Origin of the sequence: Psychrobacillus sp. OK032 (assembly GCF_900111345.1) — a bacterium.
In the GTDB taxonomy this organism is placed as follows: Bacteria; Bacillota; Bacilli; order Bacillales_A; family Planococcaceae; genus Psychrobacillus.
In genome coordinates this window covers 134,626-153,234 of sequence record NZ_FOGY01000001.1, presented here as the reverse complement: position 1 = coordinate 153,234, position 18,609 = coordinate 134,626, and the positions used below count along the sequence as shown (strand labels likewise).

Sequence of the window (18,609 nt, the reverse complement as noted above, 5' to 3'; positions counted from 1 at the left end):
GAAATGGCAATTAGACCAATTATTACACACCCCAATGAAATTTTAACGACGAAATGTTGCGAAGTGGAAGTTTTTGACGAAAAGTTAGCGACACTATTAGATGATATGTATGACACAATGATTGCTTCTGATGGAATTGGAATCGCAGCACCACAAGTTGGAGAAACCATTCAAGTGGCAATTGTTGACCTAGGGGAAGGTCAAGAGGTAATCGAAATGATTAATCCAGAGGTCGTTGAAATTGGCGGATCTGAAATAGAAGTGGAAGGTTGTTTAAGTTTTCCTGATATTTTTGGGGAAGTAGAACGCCCATTTTATGTGAAAGTGGAAGCGCAAGATCGGGATGGTGCTTTGTATGAACTTGAAGCAGAGGACTATGAAGCAAGAGCTATTTTGCATGAAATCGATCACCTACACGGAGTGTTATTTACTTCTAAAGTTATTCGATATGTAGATTTAGAAGAATTGGAGAATGAGGAGGAAGAAGCATGACTAATATAGTTTTCATGGGGACACCTGCATTTTCAGCACCAATATTACGAATGCTTGTAGAAGAAGGTTATAACATCCTAGCGGTAGTTACACAGCCAGATCGCCCAGTAGGCAGAAAAAAAGTGTTAACTGCTCCTCCTGTCAAAGAAGAAGCAGTTAAATTAGGGCTACCAGTTATCCAGCCAACAAAGCTAAAAGGATCATCAGAGCTTGAAGAAATAATTGCGCTCGCTCCAGATTTAATCGTGACTGCTGCATTTGGACAACTATTACCAATAGAACTACTTGATGCACCAAAACTCGGTTGCATTAATGTGCACGCATCACTGTTACCAGCTTATCGTGGTGGGGCACCGATTCATCAAGCAATTATCGATGGTCAAGATAAAACGGGCGTAACGATCATGTATATGGAAGAAAAGCTAGATGCTGGTGATATTATTTCTCAGAGCGAAATCCCGATTTCCCATTCAGATGATACCGGATTACTATTCGATAAATTGAGCAAAGTTGGTTCTGATTTATTGAAAGAAACTTTACCGTCAATCATTTCGAAAACAAATAATCGAGTAAAGCAAGATGAGTCACTAGTAACGTTTGCAAAAAATATTTCACGCGAGCAAGAACGAATCGATTGGACTAAATCTGCGCTAGACATACACAACCAAATCCGTGGGCTTCACCCATGGCCCGTTGCGTATACGACGCTCGATGATCAAACGGTGAAAATTTGGAGAGCAGACACAATTCAAGAAAACTCAAAAGAATTACCAGGGACAGTTGTGAAAATTGAATCGGATTATTTTGTTGTGCAAACAGGTTTGGAAGAAGCAATTCGGATAAATGAATTACAACCAGCTGGAAAAAAGAAAATGTCCGCAGAAGATTATTTGCGTGGCGTTGGTTCGAAATTGCGAATAGGGGATACATTTGAATGACAAAAAAACCAGAGAAAATTTGGACAGGTAATGTTCGAGATGCTGCACTCAATATATTAATGGCGGTTGAAAAGCAACAAGCTTATAGCAACTTATTATTACATCAGACGATTGAAAAATATAAAATCGATGATAAAGATCGTGCATTATTAACCGAATTAACATATGGAACACTGCAATATAAAATGACGTTGGATTATTATTTAGAACCATTCATCAAAGGGAAGTTGGATGATTGGGTCAAACAATTACTGCGCCTTTCTTTATATCAAATTCATTATTTATCTCGTATTCCCGATCATGCTGCGGTAAATGAAGCGGTGAATATTGCAAAACGAAGAGGACATAAAGGAATTTCAGGAGCCGTAAATGGTATTCTCCGTTCCATTTTAAGAGAAGGTGTCCGTTCGACAGAAGAGATAGAAGATGAATTGGAACGTCTTTCTATTGAGACTAGCCATCCACTTTGGATGGTGAAACGATTTGTTTCGGAATACGGATTTGAAACAACAGCGAAAATGCTCAAAGAAAATAATGAGCAACCTGTTACAACTCTTCGTGTGAATTTATTTAAGCGAACAGTGGAACAAGTGCTTCATTTATTGACGCAAGAAGGGTATGTTGTTGCACAAAGTGAAGTAATTCCCGAATGTATTTATTTGTTTAATGGGCAAGCAGCGAAAACGACTGCTTTCCAAAAAGGTTTTGTTACCATTCAAGATGAAAGCTCTATGATTCCTGCTTACGCACTTCAAGCGGAACCTGGTATGACGGTGTTAGATATGTGTTCAGCTCCCGGTGGAAAGACGACGCATATTGCAGAGAAAATGCGAAACACTGGTAAACTAGTAGCGATGGATATTCATGAGCATAAGTTAAAACTAGTAAAAGAAAATGCCGAAAGACTTGGCTTCGATTTTATCGAAACGGTGCAAATGGATGGTCGTAAGTCTTCGGAAGCGTATCCAAAAGAATCATTTGATCGAATATTAGTCGATGCACCATGTAGTGGTTTAGGCGTGATGAAGCGTAAGCCGGATATAAAATACACTAAAAACGAAAAAGATTTTGCAACGCTTAAGCCGATTCAGCTAAAATTATTAGACGAGGCTTATGCGCTGTTAAAACGCGATGGACTTTTAGTGTATAGCACTTGTACTGTAGACCGGGAAGAAAATGAAGGAACAGCTAAGTTGTTTTTAGAAGCTCATCCAGATATGGAACTTCAACATTTCCCTGAGGTTATTACAAATATTAAAGAGCAAGAACAGGAAGGAATGCTCCAACTTTTCCCACAGGATTTAAGAAGTGATGGATTCTTTGTTGCAATTTTCAAGAAGAAGTAAGCTTTTCAAAGGAAAAGCTAAGCTATTTATTACTGTTGATTCTAATTGATCTTCGTTACAGGTGGCGACTCCAGCGGGGAAAAGCGAGACAGTCGAGACCCCACAGGGAGCGTAGCGACCGAGGAGGCTCGGCCTCGCCCGCGGAAAGCGTCCGCCTGCAACGGAAATCAACGGTATAGTTTAACTGAACCTAAGGAAAAATTGTATTTTCTTTTCATTATAAAAGAGGTGATGGAAGAAATGAAGTTCGTTGTCGAAACTGATGTTGGCTTGAAAAGGACAGTAAATGAAGACCGGGTGGATGTGTTTGTCCGCGATGATCATCGAATTCTTGCAGTTGTTGCAGATGGTATGGGTGGTCATAATGCTGGAGATGTAGCAAGTGAATTAGCAATATCTGAGTTCAAAAAGTATTTTACAACGTATAATCCTGCTGTGATAAAAGCAAAAGATTGGCTCACTTACACATTCCAAACGATTAACCAATCCATTGCTAGGCATTCAGCGATGAATACTGGCTGTGAAGGAATGGGTACGACATTAATCGCTGGATTATTTGACAAGCATAAAGGAATTGTCGCCCATGTTGGTGATAGTCGGGTTTATCAAATTACAAGAGAAAAAGTGAATCAAATAACACGCGATCATTCTTATGTAAATGTATTAATCGATTCAGGCGAAATTAGTGAAGAACAAGCGAAAACACATCCTAAGAAAAATGTATTGATGAAAGCAATTGGTACAGAAAAAACCATTCAACCTGATTTTTACGAAGTAGAATTTGTTTCGAACTCTTATTTTCTTTTTTGTACGGATGGATTAAGTAATAAATTAAGCGAAGACTTTATACAATCCCTCCTGTATTCCGATAAAACGCTCCAAGAAAAAGCGAGTCAATTAGTGGAGGAAGCCATTCAATCTGGTGGGGAAGATAATATTTCATTAGTCTTACTATCAAACAATGAAGAGGAGGTGTAAGGATGTTAATAGGTAAACGAATTAGTGGCAGATACAAGTTGCTTGAAATGATAGGTGGAGGCGGCATGTCCAATGTATATTTGGCGCATGATATGATTTTAGACCGTGATGTAGCGATCAAAATTTTACGTTACGATTTTTCGAATGAAGAAGAATTACACCGTCGTTTCCAAAGAGAAGCATTATCTGCAACAAGCCTTACACACCCAAATATAGTGAATATATATGATGTAGGGGAAGATGGGGATATACATTATATCGTCATGGAGTTTGTCAAAGGGGAAACTTTAAAACAATACATACAACGGGATGCTCCAGTTTCACCTAGAAAATCAGTAACGATTATGAAACAGCTTACTTCCGCTATTGCAAATGCACATAATAATCATATTATTCATCGGGATGTTAAACCTCAAAATATTTTGTTGGATGAAGAAGAAAATATTAAAATAACAGACTTTGGAATTGCAATGGCCCTTAGTGCAACTTCTTTTACACAAACAAATTCTGTGTTAGGGACGGTCCATTATTTATCCCCGGAACAAGCTCGCGGGGGGACAGCTACGAACCAATCTGACATTTATGCATTAGGAATTGTATTGTTTGAGCTACTTACTGGTCAACTCCCGTTTTCTGGAGAATCTGCCGTATCGATTGCATTAAAGCATTTGCAATCGGAAACGCCTTCTATTCGTGCGATTAACCCTTCTATTCCTCAAAGCTTAGAGAATGTCGTTTTAAAAGCAACTGCGAAAGATCAAAAAAATCGATATCGTAACGCAGAAGAAATGGAAGCGGATTTATCAACTGCTCTATCACCAGAAAGAGCGGGAGAAGCAAAGTTTGTTGTAGCGGTGGATGATGATGCAACAAAAGTTTTACCCGTTATTAAAGAACCTGTTTCTTTTCAAGAAGTATCGGAAACGAAAAAAATTCCTGTCGCAACAGGGGTAATAGAAGAAGTAAAGCCGAAAAGTAAGCGGAAAAAAAGAAAGATAATTGGCGCTATTATAGCGAGTATCGTAGTGCTTGCACTGCTTGTTATTATCGTATTTCCTGGATTATTTAAACCGAAAAAAATTGAAGTGCCAGATGTTTCTAATCTAGAACTTCAACTTGCAATAGAAGAATTAGAAGCGAATGGTTTTACGATTGGGGAAGAAACATTAGAGTTTTCCGAAGACGTGGAAGAAGACCATGTTATTCGGACAACCCCTGAAGCAGGAAAAATGAGAGATAAACAAACAGAGATCCATCTCTTTGTCTCTTCTGGTAAAGAAACATCTGCTATAGGAAATTATGTAGGAGATGATATAGAACAAGTGAGAAGATTGCTTCAAAATCAAGTGCTTGATATTGATGTAGAAGAAAGATTTGACTCTGAACCTGTTGGAACGATATTAGAACAAACGCCAGTCGGAGGTACTGAAATAATTCCAAATGAAACGGAATTACAATTTGTCATAAGTAAAGGTTCTGACTTGAGAACAGTGAATGATTTAACGAATTACAACGAAAAAGCGTTAAAGGATACGGAAAAGTCTTCTGGATTCAAAATAAGAATCGCTAGTAAAGAAAACCACGAAAGCATTCAAAAAGGGAATGTCATTAGGCAAGACCCAAAACCGAATGCCAGAGTAGCACCAGGCAGTACAATTGAAGTAGTCATATCAGACGGACCTAAAGCAAAGCCAACTAAATTCTATGCCAAAACAATTACAATTCCATATACACAACCAAATCCAAATGAGGAAGAGTCTGAGGATGAACAGCAAGAAGAAATAGAAGTGCAACCACAAGTTGTACGTATTTATATCCAAGATAAAACGAGGTCACTTGCTGAGCCGGTAGAGGAATTTTTATTAACGGAAACGACAGAGAGACAGCTAAAATTAGAAATTAGTGAAGGACAAAAAGCAGTCTATCGTATTATGGTGAATTCAAATGTAATCGTAGATGAAACGATTGCTTATGACGATATTTAAAGGAGGTTTCGGATGCCAAAAGGTCAGATAAGAAAAGCATTAAGTGGATTTTATTATGTATATGATGATGGAAAGATTATTCAATGCCGTGCTAGAGGGGTATTCAGAAACAGAGGGGAATCCCCTTTAGTAGGTGATTTAGTAGATTATACGGTGGAGGGAGAAAATGACGGTACAATTACCGTCATTCATGAACGTAAAAATAACTTAGTTCGCCCTCCAATCGCCAACATTGACCAAGCGATATTAGTATTTTCGATAAAAGAACCAGATTTCAATACGATCTTATTGGATCGCTTTTTAGTAGTGCTTGAATCATTCTATGTCGAACCAATCATTTGTTTAACAAAAAGTGATTTAATGGATAAACAGATGGAGAAAACGATGGATGCATATGTGAGAGAGTATGAACAAATCGGTTATCAAGTATTGATGACATACAAAGATGATCCGTCGTTTGATGAGAAAATAACACCGCTACTGAAAGATAAAACGACAGTACTTGCAGGCCAATCGGGTGTAGGTAAATCTACACTTTTAAATACTATTTTACCTTCTCTTGATTTAAAAACAGGTGTTATTTCTAATGCGTTAGGACGAGGAAAACATACGACAAGGCACGTAGAGCTTATCGAGGTTTGCGGTGGATTACTTGCTGACACACCAGGTTTTAGCTCATTTGAGTTTGACCTGATGGAAAAAGAAGAACTGTCCAGATGTTTTCCAGAGCTTGTTGAAAAACAAGATGCATGTAAATTTAGAGAATGTCTGCATGTAAAGGAACCAAAATGCGCAGTAAAAGATGCCGTGGAATCCGGCGAAATCAAGGAATATCGGTACAAGCATTACTTACAGTTTTTCGATGAAATATTAGAAAGAAAGCCGAGGTACTAATTATGGTGAAAATAGCTCCATCCATTTTAGCAGCAAATTTTGCGAAACTTGGAGAAGAAGTATTAGAAGTTGAAAAAGCAGGAGCAGAATTGATTCATATTGATGTCATGGATGGTCATTTCGTACCAAATATTACGATGGGGCCAATTGTCGTCGAAGCGTTACGCCCGCTTACAACTTTGCCGCTTGATGTGCATTTAATGATTGAAAATGCGGATCAATATATTGAGGCATTTGCTAAAGCTGGTGCTGATTATATTACGGTTCATGTGGAAGCTTCTCCTCATTTACATCGAACGATTCAACTAATCAGGTCGTTTGGTGTAAAACCAGGTGTAGTATTAAATCCACATACACCAATTGAGTCTATTCAACATGTGCTTGAAGATATTGATATGGTACTCTTTATGACTGTTAACCCAGGTTTTGGTGGGCAAAAATTTATTCATTCGGTCGTTCCAAAAGTGAAGCAATTAGCGGATATTATTAAAGAGAGAAATCTGGCTATTGAGATTGAAATTGATGGCGGTATAAATGAAGAAACGATTAAACCTTGTGTCGAAGCGGGAGCAACTATTTTAGTGGCAGGATCTGCTATATATAACGCACCTGATAAAGGAAAAGCTTTACAAGCGATTAAAGAAGCTGGTTTGAGCGTACTAGCGAAATGAAACGGGTAATCGTATGTTCTGGAGGTCCAGTAGAGGAAGTTGTTGATTTTGAACAGCTTCCTCTTTTGGAAGAAGAGACGGTTTTTATCGGCGCTGATCGTGGCGCCCTTCATTTATTAGCAAAGGGAATAACGCCTACCGAAGTTATTGGTGATTTCGACTCGCTGACAACCGAAGAATTTCAGTTAGTAAAACAACGAGTAAGTAAGGTTACAGTACTAGAAGTAGAAAAAGACGAGACGGATACCCATATAGCACTTCAAAAAGCACTTACATATAGCCCAGACGAAATTATATTGACCGGAGTTACTGGCGGTCGATTAGATCATTACGAAGCGAGTTTACATGATATATGTCGTTTACAAATGGACCATTCGGATATTCTTTTCTACATTCAAAATAACCAGAATATAATTCAATTTTTGTTGCCGGGAAGCCATGAAATCAAGCAAGATGAACATTACAAATACATTTCCTTTTTTTCTTTCGGTGAAAAAGTAGAGAAAATTTCTTTGACAGGATTTCTATATAATGTTACAGATGAGATTATTACGGTGGGGAATGCAAAATTTACGAGTAATGAACTAAAAGGACGAACAAGTACTATCTCTTTTATAGCTGGCATATGTTTAATGATAAGAAGCAGTGACTAAAAGGGAGGAATTGTGTGAAGGTCTACACATTTAGATTGCCTAAATCCGTCAGTAGTTTGATGAAAGTTTGCATTCGTTTGTTTAAAAGAGAAGAAGTAAAGAAATAATACCTTGATGACTCCAATTTTATTTGGGGTCATTTTTTATTTTTTAGATAAATTTTCTCCCCTACAACCGAACCAGTTACTAATTTAAGGTCCTCTTTTCATATACTTATCAAAACAAGGCAATAATAAATAAAACTAATTTAACTAGTTAGCTAAGTATATTGTTTCTTTTAATAATTTCCGCGTGAGGAGTTAAACGTTTTTATCAATTTTGAAAAACGAAAAAATGCCAGATCGACGATTGTCAACCCGGCATTATTTACGAGTGCGATTAAACGCGCTCAATTTTTCCTGATTTTAAAGCTCTAGCAGAAACCCATACACGTTTAGGTTTACCGTCTACAAGAATACGGACCTTTTGAAGGTTTGCTCCCCACGTACGTTTGTTTGCGTTCATAGCGTGAGAACGAGCATTACCAGAACGAGCTTTACGCCCAGTGATTGCACATACTTTTGGCATTATATTTCCTCCTCTTAAAAGAAGCTGAAAGATTTTTCAGTTCGATATTTCACATACTTTAATAATTTACCACAGACTTTTACTATGCGCAAGCCTTATCAAGAAAAAAACCTTTACACATATAAAAGCGGAAGCGCCTCTTTTAAATGTTCTTTCCCAATAGAAGTCGTACTTTGACTTCATTTGGGAAAGGTTATTTGACCCCAAGCAGCAAGGAGCTGGAGCTAAATACAGACAAAAAGTGTTCACTATTGAAAAAGTGCTTATTTCAGGGGTTCAATGTGACTATTAATTAGCCGGCAAGTACAGTACCCGTGATTTTCGCTGCAGGCGGCGACTCCAGCGGGATTAGCTTGAGCTGTAGACCCCGCAGGAGCGAAGCGACGAGGAGGCTGAAGCCAAGCCCGCGAAAAGCGTCCGCCTGTAGCGAAAATCATTGCGGTCACTATTTAGTATTGTTGCGCATTATGTTAAATCAGTGAATCTGTAGACGAAAAGAAACGTTTCTTTTATAATTTCAATGGGTGTAGTACAATTATTGGTAGTCAAAAAGACTTGGGAGGTTTCAACATGTCAATTGAATTGAAAAACGAATTCGGACAAATTGATATATCACAAGATACAGTTGCTCAAATTGCTGGTGGAGCTGCTATTGAGTGCTATGGTATTGTTGGTATGGCATCAAAGCACCAAATAAGAGACGGACTAACAGATATATTAAGAAAAGAAAACTTCACAAAAGGTGTAGTAGTAAGACAAGAGAAAGAGAATTTACATATTGATATGTATATTATTGTAAGTTACGGGACGAAAATTTCTGAAATAGCTTATCAAATGCAATCAAAAGTGAAATACACACTTAACAAATCTCTTGGGATGTCAGTCGAATCCGTAAACGTTTATGTACAAGGAGTTCGCGTGGCAAACGTGTGAATAAGGAGAGAACATAATGAAATTAATTAATGGAATTCAATTTGCGGATATGATCAAGATGGGAGCTCATCATCTTTTTCAAAACGCAGATTATGTAGACGCGCTTAACGTATTTCCAGTCCCAGATGGGGATACAGGAACAAATATGAATCTTTCCATGACTTCGGGTGCAAAAGAAACTGCCGCACATACAGGAGAACATATTGGGAAAACAGCACAAGCGCTCTCTAAAGGACTACTTATGGGGGCACGTGGTAATTCGGGTGTTATTTTATCGCAGTTGTTTAGAGGTTTTGGAAAATCGGTAGAGAGTCATGATACTTTAAATGCCAAACAATTTGCACAAGCGTTGAATTATGGGGTGGAAACTGCATACAAAGCAGTGATGAAACCTGTCGAAGGTACCATTCTAACAGTGGCAAAAGACGCAGCGAAAAAAGCTGTTGAAGTGAGTGAAACAGAGGACGACATTCGAACATTAATGGCAGCAATTGTGGAAGAAGCTAAACAATCGTTAAACAGAACTCCTGATTTATTACCAGTACTAAAAGAGGTAGGAGTAGTAGATAGTGGTGGGCAAGGCCTTGTTTTCGTCTACGAAGGCTTTTTAGCTAGCTTACGAGGGGAAGCGCTTCCTGAAAAAACAGTAAGTACTTCAATGGATGATTTAGTAAGTGCAGAACATCATAAAAGTGTGCAAGGATTTATGGATACGGCAGATATTGAGTTTGGTTTCTGTACCGAATTTATGGTTCGTTTAGAAGAAGGTAAAAAAGTATTTGACGAGACACAGTTTCGAAATGATTTAAGTGCTTTTGGAGATTCGTTATTAGTAATTTCAGATGAAGAAGTAGCGAAAATCCATATTCACTCAGAAACACCTGGTGACGTATTAACATATGGTCAGCAATATGGTGATCTCATAAAAATTAAAATCGAAAATATGCGCGAGCAGCATTCAGAAATCGTTGGAGATAATATCTCTAAAGAAGTACCTTCGAAAAAAGCAGAAGTTCACCCATACGCTGTAGTAACAGTTGCAATGGGAAGCGGCGTATCAGAACTGCTTAAAAGTTTAGGTGCATCTGCTGTAATCGAAGGTGGTCAAACGATGAACCCTTCTACAGAAGATATTGTGAAAGCGATTGAAGCTATCGGGGCGGAACGCGTTTTAATATTACCAAATAACAAAAATATAGTTATGGCAGCTGAACAAGCAGCTGAAGTGTTAGGAATCGAAGCTGCAGTAGTACCGACAAAAACAATCCCACAAGGAATGGCAGCTATCCTTGCATTTAATCCGCAAGCAACTGTTGAAGAAAATCAAAAAAATATGACAAACGCGTTTGCACATGTCAAAACAGGTCAAGTTACTTTTGCAGTTCGTGACACATCTATTGACGGTGTGGAAATAAAAAAAGATGATTTCATGGCACTTGCAGAAGGAAAAATTATTTTATCTAATCCTTCTAGAGAAGAATCTGCAACAAGCTTAGCAAAAGCATTGATTGATGAAGATGCAGAAATCGTTACAATTATTTATGGGGAAGATGTTTCAGAAGAAGAAGCAAATGTTTTTGCTGAATTCATTGAAGAACAATTTGAAGATATTGAAGTGGAAGTATACAACGGTAAACAACCACTATATCCATATATTTTATCTGTCGAATAACTAGAAGCCACGGGGAAAACAAGTCCCGTGGTTTTTTATTGCTTCACAACATCTATACTTAATCTCTTTAGTTTGAATTTTATCCTATTGGGAAGAAGTTGGACTCACGGGTGGAAAACGAATACTAGAGCGCTAAATTATAGCTTATGAGGTTTCAACTTTTCTAAAGTGTTAGAAAATACAAGGTGCCATAGAAGTTAATCTAATATATTCCTTTTGTTTATTTAGTATTTTAGGTGTAAAATAAAAATCAAATATAGATATATTAAAATGGAGGTCTATGAATTGAAATTCAAATCCGTTTTTGACATAATTGGACCCGTTATGATTGGACCATCCTCTTCCCATACGGCAGGAGCAGCACGAATTGGTCGAGTGGCAAGAGATTTATTTGGAAAACAACCTACATGGGCAAAAATCCATCTATATGGATCTTTTGCGGAAACGTATAAAGGCCATGGTACGGATGTCGCAATAATTGGCGGCTTGCTCGATTATGATACATTTGATGAGCGCATTAAAACGGCATTTGAAGATGCTAAAAAAGCAGGGCTTACCTTTGAATTTATACCGGAAACGGCAAATACAGAGCATCCAAATACCGCGCGTATTGTCATTGGAGATGACAAGCAGGAGATGTCTATGGTTGGCATCTCTATAGGTGGTGGAAAAACAGAAATTACCGAGTTAAACGGATTTCCGCTACGACTTTCCGGTAATTTAGCAGCCATTTTAGTAGTGCACGATGACCGATCAGGATGTATTGCAAATGTGGCTAATTGTTTAGCAAAGTACGATATTAATATTGGTCATATGGAAGTTTCCCGAAAAGAAAAAGGAAATATGGCGTTAATGGTAATAGAAGTGGATCAAACAGTAGATGAGAATATACTTGAGGAAATAGGAAAACTACCGAATATTACACAAGTAACGAGAATAGCAGATTAAGGGGGATGTCATATGGATGTGTTATTTCATAATGTTCGTGAGTTAGTAGATAGAGCGAATAGAGAACAAAAGCTAATTTCAGAAATCATGATTGAACAAGAAATGTTAATCACAGGTCGCTCCCGCGAAGAAATTATGGCCCAAATGGATCGTAATTTGACCGTCATGGAAGAAGCAGTTGAAAAAGGATTGAATGGTGTTCGCTCAACTTCTGGATTAACTGGAGGAGACGCAGTACTTCTTCAAGCTTATATGAAAAAAGGAAATACATTATCTGGTGAATTAATGCTAGATGCTGTCAGTAAAGCAGTAGCTACAAATGAAGTAAATGCGGCAATGGGAACTATTTGCGCTACTCCAACAGCAGGTTCTGCGGGAGTTGTACCAGGTACTCTGTTTGCGGTGAAAAATAAACTAAATCCGACGAGAGAACAAATGATACGCTATTTGTTTAATGCGGGAGCATTTGGATTTGTAGTTGCGAACAATGCTTCGATTTCTGGTGCTGCAGGTGGCTGTCAAGCAGAAGTCGGATCAGCGGCGGGAATGGCAGCAGCAGCAATTGTTGAGATGGCTGGCGGTACACCGGAACAAAGCTCTACAGCATTTGCGATTACGCTGAAAAATATGCTTGGTTTAGTTTGTGATCCTGTAGCTGGTTTAGTAGAAGTTCCATGTGTGAAGCGAAATGCTATGGGTGCTTCGAACTCATTAGTAGCTGCCGATATGGCGCTTGCAGGAGTTACTAGTCGTATTCCTTGTGATGAAGTAATCGATGCAATGTATAAAATAGGGCAATCAATGCCAACTGCTTTAAAGGAAACAGCTCAAGGTGGTCTTGCTGCAACTCCTACTGGAAAATGGTTAGAAGCTAAAATTTTTGGCGGAGCAGTTGTTAGTAGTGGAAACTAAAAAAGATGAGTTAGTAACTTCCTTAAAAGGAGTGGGAAGTGGATCCGCTAACGCATTACGAGAACTCGGTATTGAGACATTAGAAGATTTAGTCATGACCTTCCCTTACCGACACGAGGATTTTCGGTTAAAAAATATAGCAGAAACACCACATAATGAACGAGTCACTGTAGAAGGAAGGGTCGAAAGTGAGCCTTCCTTACTTTTTTCAGGTGCGAAAAAGTCAAGAATGCAAGTTCGTTTATTGGCAGGACAGCATCTGATTAAAGCAGTATTTTTCAACCAAGCATATTTGAAAAATAAAATAATTCCAGGATCTATCGTTACAGTAACTGGTAAATGGGACAGAGGTAGACAGGTTATTAATGTGTCTACTTTTTCAGCAGGTCCTAAAACGGATCAACAAGACTTTGAACCGGTTTATTCGCTAAAAGGTTCTATTAGCCAAAAGGTTTTCCGTAAATTTATGCGCCAAGCGTTAGATGAAGTAAATGGTCATTTGATAGATCCATTACCTAATTCGATTAAGGGCCCTTATCGTCTACCAGATATATCGGAAGCATTAGAAGGAATTCATTTTCCTCAAAATGTAGAGCATTCAAAAAATGCTCGCAGGCGCTTTGTCTACGAAGAATTGCTCATTTTTCAGTTGAAAATGCAAGCGATAAAAAAAGTCCGGAAAGAACAAAATGTTGGAAACAGTATAGAATTTGATAATGATAAACTGAAAAAACTAATAGAAACATTGCCGTACGAACTAACGAACGCACAAAAAAGAGTTGTAAATGAGATTTGCCGTGATTTGAAAGAACCACATCGGATGAATCGTTTACTACAGGGAGATGTTGGTTCCGGTAAAACTATTGTGGCAGCGATTTGCTTGTATGCTGCAATTACAGCTGGATATCAAGGTGCACTTATGGCGCCTACAGAGATTTTAGCTGAACAACATGCCAGCTCTTTAGATGAGTGGTTAGCACCGATTGGTATCAAAATTGCTTTACTGACGGGATCGACAAAAGCTAAAGCACGTCGAACGGTACTAGAAAACTTAGAAGCAGGGAACATCGATTTATTAATAGGGACACATGCATTAATACAGCCAGATGTGGTGTTTAAACAACTTGGCTTAGTGATTACGGATGAGCAGCATCGATTTGGTGTCGAACAGAGAAGAGTATTAAAAGAAAAAGGCGAAAATCCAGATGTTTTGTTTATGACGGCAACTCCAATACCAAGAACTTTAGCGATTACTGCTTTTGGAGAAATGGACGTCTCTATTATCGATGAAATGCCAGCTGGTCGTAAAAAAATTGATACATATTGGATGAAGCATGAACAGCTTCATAAATTGATTGTTCGCTTAAAAGCAGAATTAGCTAAAGGAAGACAAGCATATATAATTTGTCCGCTTATTGAGGAATCGGAAAAGTTAGATGTTCAAAATGCAGTAGATGTGTACAATATGATGGTTGCAGAACTAGGTAATGATTATTCAGTTGGCCTAATGCATGGTCGCTTGCACCCGGACGAGAAAGAAGAAGTGATGAGAAACTTTTCAGACGGGGAAGTGAAAGTGCTTGTTTCTACAACAGTTGTAGAAGTAGGAGTGAACGTTCCAAATGCAACATTTATGATCATTTTCGATGCGGAGCGTTTTGGGCTTGCGCAACTTCATCAGTTAAGAGGTCGAGTAGGACGGGGCGAGCATCAATCTTATTGCATACTACTTGCCGATCCGAAATCGGAAGAAGGTAAAGAACGTATGACTTCGATGACCGAAACGAATGATGGGTTTGTTCTAGCTGAAAAAGATTTAGAACTAAGAGGACCAGGTGACTTTTTCGGTAGAAAACAAAGTGGCTTGCCGGAATTTAAAATGGCAGACCTAGTGCATGATTATCGAGCACTTAACACAGCAAAGGTAGATGCCGAAAAGCTTTTAAACTCGGATGATTTTTGGAAGTCTGAAGAAATGGAAGGTCTAAGAACCATTCTTATCAATTCAAAAGCACTAGACGGAGAACGAATCGATTAACTTTCCTCAGAGAGAACCTGAGGAAAGTTAATGCCTCCGGCGGATGTCACAAACTTTGAAGCGAGTCGAGGAAGTCGGTCTAAGTTCGCAACGTCCTGCTCCTGCGCAAAGCTCTTCGCAAAAGAACTTTTGTCTCAACGACTGAATGACCTACATCCAGGTTTCTAGCATTTCGCCAAAACGTAATTTAATCAAGAATGCAAGAATGATTTTGAATCTATTCTTGCATTCTTTTTTTAATATTTATATACTGATATTAGTACCAAGTGCTAAAATGGTGGTGATTGGATGAAATACACAAAAAAAGACAGACAACAACTACTTCTAGAAACAATAGAGAAAAATCCATTTATCACAGATGAACAATTGGCTTCGACATTCAATGTAAGTGTTCAAACGATTCGTCTTGATCGAATGGAGTTATCTATACCTGAATTACGTGTACGAATAAAATCAGTAGCAGCACATAATTTCGGGGAAGAAGTGAAGTCACTTCCGCTAAATGAGGTAATTGGAGAGATTATCGATATCGATTTGGATAAACAAGCTATTTCTATATTGGATATTACGCAAGACCATGTATTTGCAAGAAATGGCATTGCTAGGGGGCATCACTTGTTTGCCCAAGCAAATTCCTTAGCGGTAGCTGTTATAAATGATGAATTAGCACTTACTCGAAAATCCACAATTACGTTTGTGAAACCTGTAAAAGCGGGGGATAGAATAATTGCGAAAGCAGTCGTTCTATCTAAGGATACAGAAAAAAATAGTACGTTAATTGAAGTAACTAGTAAAGTAGAAAATGATACCGTTTTTATCGGGCAATTTAGTATGTACCGTATGACAAAGTCTTAAATAAAGGTGATGACAAATGAAAATTTCCATTGATGCAATGGGTGGAGATAATGCCCCACATGAAATTGTAAAAGGTGTGTATGAAGCGCTACACGCTTTTGATGATATTGAAATCCAGTTGTACGGGGATGAACAAAAGTTAGCTCCTCTCATTACAGCGCATGATCGATTACAAGTGGTGCATACGGAAGAAGTGATCGAAGGTACGGATGAACCAGTACGTGCAATCCGTAGAAAGAAAAATTCTTCCTTAGTAAAAATGGCTGAATCTGTGAAAAACGGTGAATCAGATGCGTGTGTTTCGGCTGGAAATACTGGCGCTTTAATGGCCGCGGGTTTGTTTGTCGTTGGGCGTATCGACCAAGTAGATCGTCCTGCACTTGCACCGACTTTGCCGACGCTTGATGGAAAAGGATTTGTGATGCTCGATTTAGGAGCAAATTCGGATGCAAAGCCGGAGCACTTAGAGCAATTTGCAGTTATGGGTAGTGTCTATGCAGAACAAGTACGTGGCATTTCGAATCCGCGTGTTGGGCTTTTAAATATCGGAACGGAAGATATTAAGGGAAATGAACTAACAAAAGCTGCGTTCGATTTATTAAAAAATGCACCGATTAACTTTATTGGAAATGTAGAATCTCGGGATTTGCTAAACGGTGTTGCGGATGTTGTAGTTACAGATGGTTTTACTGGTAATATGGTGTTGAAAACAATTGAAGGTACAGCATCGAGCATATTTACTCTGCTGAAAGAAGCGTTTAATACTTCAACCAAAACAAAACTTTCCGCTCTACTTGTAAAAGATCAGCTTCGAGGGTTGAAAAAAAAGTTGGACTACTCGGAGTATGGTGGTGCGGGATTATTTGGTTTAAAAGCACCTGTTATTAAAGCGCATGGTTCTTCCAATGCAAATGCCATTTTTCATGCAATAAGACAAGCGAGAACAATGGTGGAATATGATGTGTGTGGAATTATTCAAAGTACGTTAAGAAAGGAATCATCCAATGACTAAAATTGCATTTATCTTTCCAGGACAAGGCTCCCAATCAGTTGGTATGGGGCAGCAACTTATCGAAAGTAACGAAGAAAGTAAAAAGTATTACGAGCAAGCAGATGAAGTACTAGGGTTTTCTTTATCGAATATTATGCTTGAAGGTCCAGCGGAGGAACTGACAAAAACATACAATGCACAACCTGCGCTTCTGACAACAAGTACGATGGTAGCAAAGAAACTACTTGCTGCCGGCATTTTACCCGACTATACGGCTGGTCATAGCTTAGGAGAATATTCGGCACTTGTTGCATCGAATGTACTGAGCTTTGAAGATGCTGTTTTATTAGTTCATAAAAGAGGCCTATTTATGAATGAAGCAGTACCTGCTGGTGAAGGGGCAATGGCAGCTATTTTAGGGTTAGATAAAGATTCGTTAAACGAAGTAACGAAGGAAGTAACCGAAAATGGCGAAACTGTACAAGTAGCTAACCTAAACTGCCCAGGTCAAATCGTTATTTCTGGAACTGCTGCAGGCGTGGAACAAGCTTCTGTAAAAGCCAAAGAAGCTGGTGCGAAAAGAGCAATCCCTCTAGTAGTTAGCGGGCCATTCCATTCGGAATTAATGCGACCAGCAGCAGATAAATTAGATGCTGCTATTTCTTCGATTGATTTAAAAGAAGCGGATATACCAGTTATTTCGAATGTGACCGCATTTCCGGTAACTCAAAGCACGACTATTAAAAACTTATTAGTGGAGCAGCTTTATTCACCTGTACGATGGGAAGAGTCTGTACAAAAAATGATCGAACTAGGTGTCACTACATTTATCGAATGTGGTCCAGGTAAAGTGTTAAGTGGACTAGTGAAAAAAATAGATCGTTCCGTTACTACTTATTGCGTACATGATGAGGAAACATTGCAACAAGTAATGGACTTGTTAGGAGAGAATAAAAATGGGTAAATTAGATGGAAAATCAGCAATTGTAACAGGGGCATCCCGTGGGATAGGAAAAGATATAGCGTTATACTTAGCAAAAGAAGGTGCAAAAGTTGCGGTAAACTATAGTGGAAGCAAAGAAAAAGCAGAAGCGGTAGTAGAAGAAATAAAAGCACTTGGTGGCGAAGCATTTGCGATTCAGGCAAATGTAGATCAATCAGAAGATATCAAAGAATTGGTGAGTGCTACACTAGAACAATTTGGTTCGATCGATATATTAGTAAATAATGCAGGTATTACACGCGATAATCTATTAATGCGTATGAAAGAACAAGAATGGGACGATGTACTAAACACGAACTTGAAAGGCGTATTCCTATGTACGAAAGCTGTCACAAGACAGATGATGAAACAACGTGCTGGTCGTATTATTAATATTACCTCAATCGTTGGTGTATCAGGTAATCCAGGACAAGCGAATTATGTAGCGGCAAAAGCTGGTGTTATTGGATTAACGAAAACGTCGGCATTAGAACTTGCGAGCCGTAATATAACAGTAAACTCGGTTGCACCAGGATTTATAACGACTGATATGACAGATGCGCTACCAGAAGAAGTGAAAGCACAAATGTTAAGCCAAATCCCGCTTGCTAAGTTTGGTAACACAGAAGATATTGCAAAAGCAGTTGCTTTTTTAGCTTCGGATGATGCAAACTATATAACGGGCCAAACGCTTCATGTAAACGGCGGAATGTTCATGTAATCTCCTCTTTCATTAAGCGATAGAATTTTGTAT

At 38.5% G+C, this 18,609-nt stretch carries 18 protein-coding genes; 17 read left to right on the top strand and 1 reads right to left on the bottom strand.

The annotated features are described in order from the left end of the window. Nucleotides 1-3: 3 nt before the first annotated feature. The 8 genes from def to BMZ04_RS00750 all read left to right on the top strand — a co-directional run bounded on the left by def (nt 4) and on the right by BMZ04_RS00750 (nt 7,957). Entirely contained in the window at nt 4-492 is a 489-nt protein-coding gene (gene def / locus BMZ04_RS00785; protein ID WP_093263434.1) for a peptide deformylase, read from the top strand. Continuing rightward, nucleotides 489-1,430: a methionyl-tRNA formyltransferase gene (fmt, locus tag BMZ04_RS00780; RefSeq protein WP_093263430.1), complete on the top strand. Its 942-nt coding sequence runs from the start codon at nt 489-491 to the stop codon at nt 1,428-1,430. The genes def and fmt overlap by 4 nt, the downstream gene beginning before the upstream one ends. Continuing rightward, nucleotides 1,427-2,776, top strand: coding sequence for a 16S rRNA (cytosine(967)-C(5))-methyltransferase RsmB (rsmB, locus tag BMZ04_RS00775; RefSeq protein ID WP_093263426.1), 1,350 nt, complete (start codon nt 1,427-1,429; stop codon nt 2,774-2,776). Before fmt ends, rsmB begins: the two co-directional genes overlap by 4 nt. A gap of 231 nt (nt 2,777-3,007) precedes the next feature. After that, on the top strand, nt 3,008-3,754 hold the full coding sequence (locus BMZ04_RS00770) for a Stp1/IreP family PP2C-type Ser/Thr phosphatase (RefSeq protein WP_369802609.1): 747 nt from the start codon (nt 3,008-3,010) through the stop codon (nt 3,752-3,754). 2 nt (nt 3,755-3,756) lie between these two features. Further along, nucleotides 3,757-5,739, top strand: coding sequence for a Stk1 family PASTA domain-containing Ser/Thr kinase (gene pknB, locus BMZ04_RS00765; protein ID WP_093263422.1), 1,983 nt, complete (start codon nt 3,757-3,759; stop codon nt 5,737-5,739). A gap of 12 nt (nt 5,740-5,751) precedes the next feature. Beyond that, the gene (rsgA, locus tag BMZ04_RS00760; RefSeq protein WP_093263418.1) at nt 5,752-6,633 is read left to right on the top strand and encodes a ribosome small subunit-dependent GTPase A; all 882 of its coding nucleotides are present in this window, start codon (nt 5,752-5,754) and stop codon (nt 6,631-6,633) included. Nucleotides 6,634-6,635: 2 nt separating this feature from the next. After that, entirely contained in the window at nt 6,636-7,304 is a 669-nt protein-coding gene (gene rpe, locus BMZ04_RS00755; RefSeq protein WP_093263414.1) for a ribulose-phosphate 3-epimerase, read from the top strand. After that, nucleotides 7,301-7,957, top strand: a complete 657-nt coding sequence (locus BMZ04_RS00750) for a thiamine diphosphokinase (RefSeq protein WP_093263409.1) — start codon at nt 7,301-7,303, stop codon at nt 7,955-7,957. The genes rpe and BMZ04_RS00750 overlap by 4 nt, the downstream gene beginning before the upstream one ends. A gap of 378 nt (nt 7,958-8,335) precedes the next feature. On the opposite strand, the gene rpmB is transcribed toward BMZ04_RS00750, so the two are convergent. Beyond that, nucleotides 8,336-8,524 (bottom strand): 50S ribosomal protein L28, encoded by a 189-nt coding sequence (rpmB, locus tag BMZ04_RS00745; protein ID WP_093263405.1) that lies wholly within the window; start codon nt 8,522-8,524, stop codon nt 8,336-8,338. A gap of 570 nt (nt 8,525-9,094) precedes the next feature. On the opposite strand from rpmB, the gene BMZ04_RS00740 reads away from it, so the two are divergent. The 9 genes from BMZ04_RS00740 (at nt 9,095) to fabG (ending at nt 18,576) form a co-directional block, all read left to right on the top strand. Next, nucleotides 9,095-9,457, top strand: coding sequence for an Asp23/Gls24 family envelope stress response protein (locus tag BMZ04_RS00740; protein ID WP_093263400.1), 363 nt, complete (start codon nt 9,095-9,097; stop codon nt 9,455-9,457). Between the two features lie 16 nt (nt 9,458-9,473). Then, a complete protein-coding gene (locus BMZ04_RS00735) occupies nt 9,474-11,129 on the top strand; it encodes a DAK2 domain-containing protein (protein ID WP_093263395.1) in 1,656 nt (551 codons plus the stop codon). A 285-nt stretch (nt 11,130-11,414) separates the two neighbouring features. Continuing rightward, nucleotides 11,415-12,077 (top strand): L-serine ammonia-lyase, iron-sulfur-dependent subunit beta, encoded by a 663-nt coding sequence (gene sdaAB / locus BMZ04_RS00730; RefSeq protein ID WP_093263390.1) that lies wholly within the window; start codon nt 11,415-11,417, stop codon nt 12,075-12,077. 12 nt (nt 12,078-12,089) lie between these two features. After that, nucleotides 12,090-12,989: an L-serine ammonia-lyase, iron-sulfur-dependent, subunit alpha gene (gene sdaAA, locus BMZ04_RS00725; RefSeq protein ID WP_093263386.1), complete on the top strand. Its 900-nt coding sequence runs from the start codon at nt 12,090-12,092 to the stop codon at nt 12,987-12,989. Then, nucleotides 12,979-15,027, top strand: coding sequence for an ATP-dependent DNA helicase RecG (gene recG, locus BMZ04_RS00720; RefSeq protein ID WP_093265410.1), 2,049 nt, complete (start codon nt 12,979-12,981; stop codon nt 15,025-15,027). The genes sdaAA and recG overlap by 11 nt, the downstream gene beginning before the upstream one ends. Before the next feature lie 288 nt (nt 15,028-15,315). Further along, entirely contained in the window at nt 15,316-15,882 is a 567-nt protein-coding gene (gene fapR, locus BMZ04_RS00715; RefSeq protein ID WP_093263381.1) for a transcription factor FapR, read from the top strand. A 16-nt stretch (nt 15,883-15,898) separates the two neighbouring features. After that, nucleotides 15,899-16,894 carry a phosphate acyltransferase PlsX gene (plsX, locus tag BMZ04_RS00710; protein ID WP_093263376.1) on the top strand — a complete coding sequence of 332 codons (996 nt, stop codon included), beginning with the start codon at nt 15,899-15,901 and terminating at the stop codon, nt 16,892-16,894. Further along, a complete protein-coding gene (gene fabD / locus BMZ04_RS00705; RefSeq protein ID WP_093263363.1) occupies nt 16,887-17,837 on the top strand; it encodes an ACP S-malonyltransferase in 951 nt (316 codons plus the stop codon). Before plsX ends, fabD begins: the two co-directional genes overlap by 8 nt. Continuing rightward, on the top strand, nt 17,830-18,576 hold the full coding sequence (gene fabG / locus BMZ04_RS00700; protein WP_093263359.1) for a 3-oxoacyl-[acyl-carrier-protein] reductase: 747 nt from the start codon (nt 17,830-17,832) through the stop codon (nt 18,574-18,576). Before fabD ends, fabG begins: the two co-directional genes overlap by 8 nt. Nucleotides 18,577-18,609: the final 33 nt, after the last annotated feature.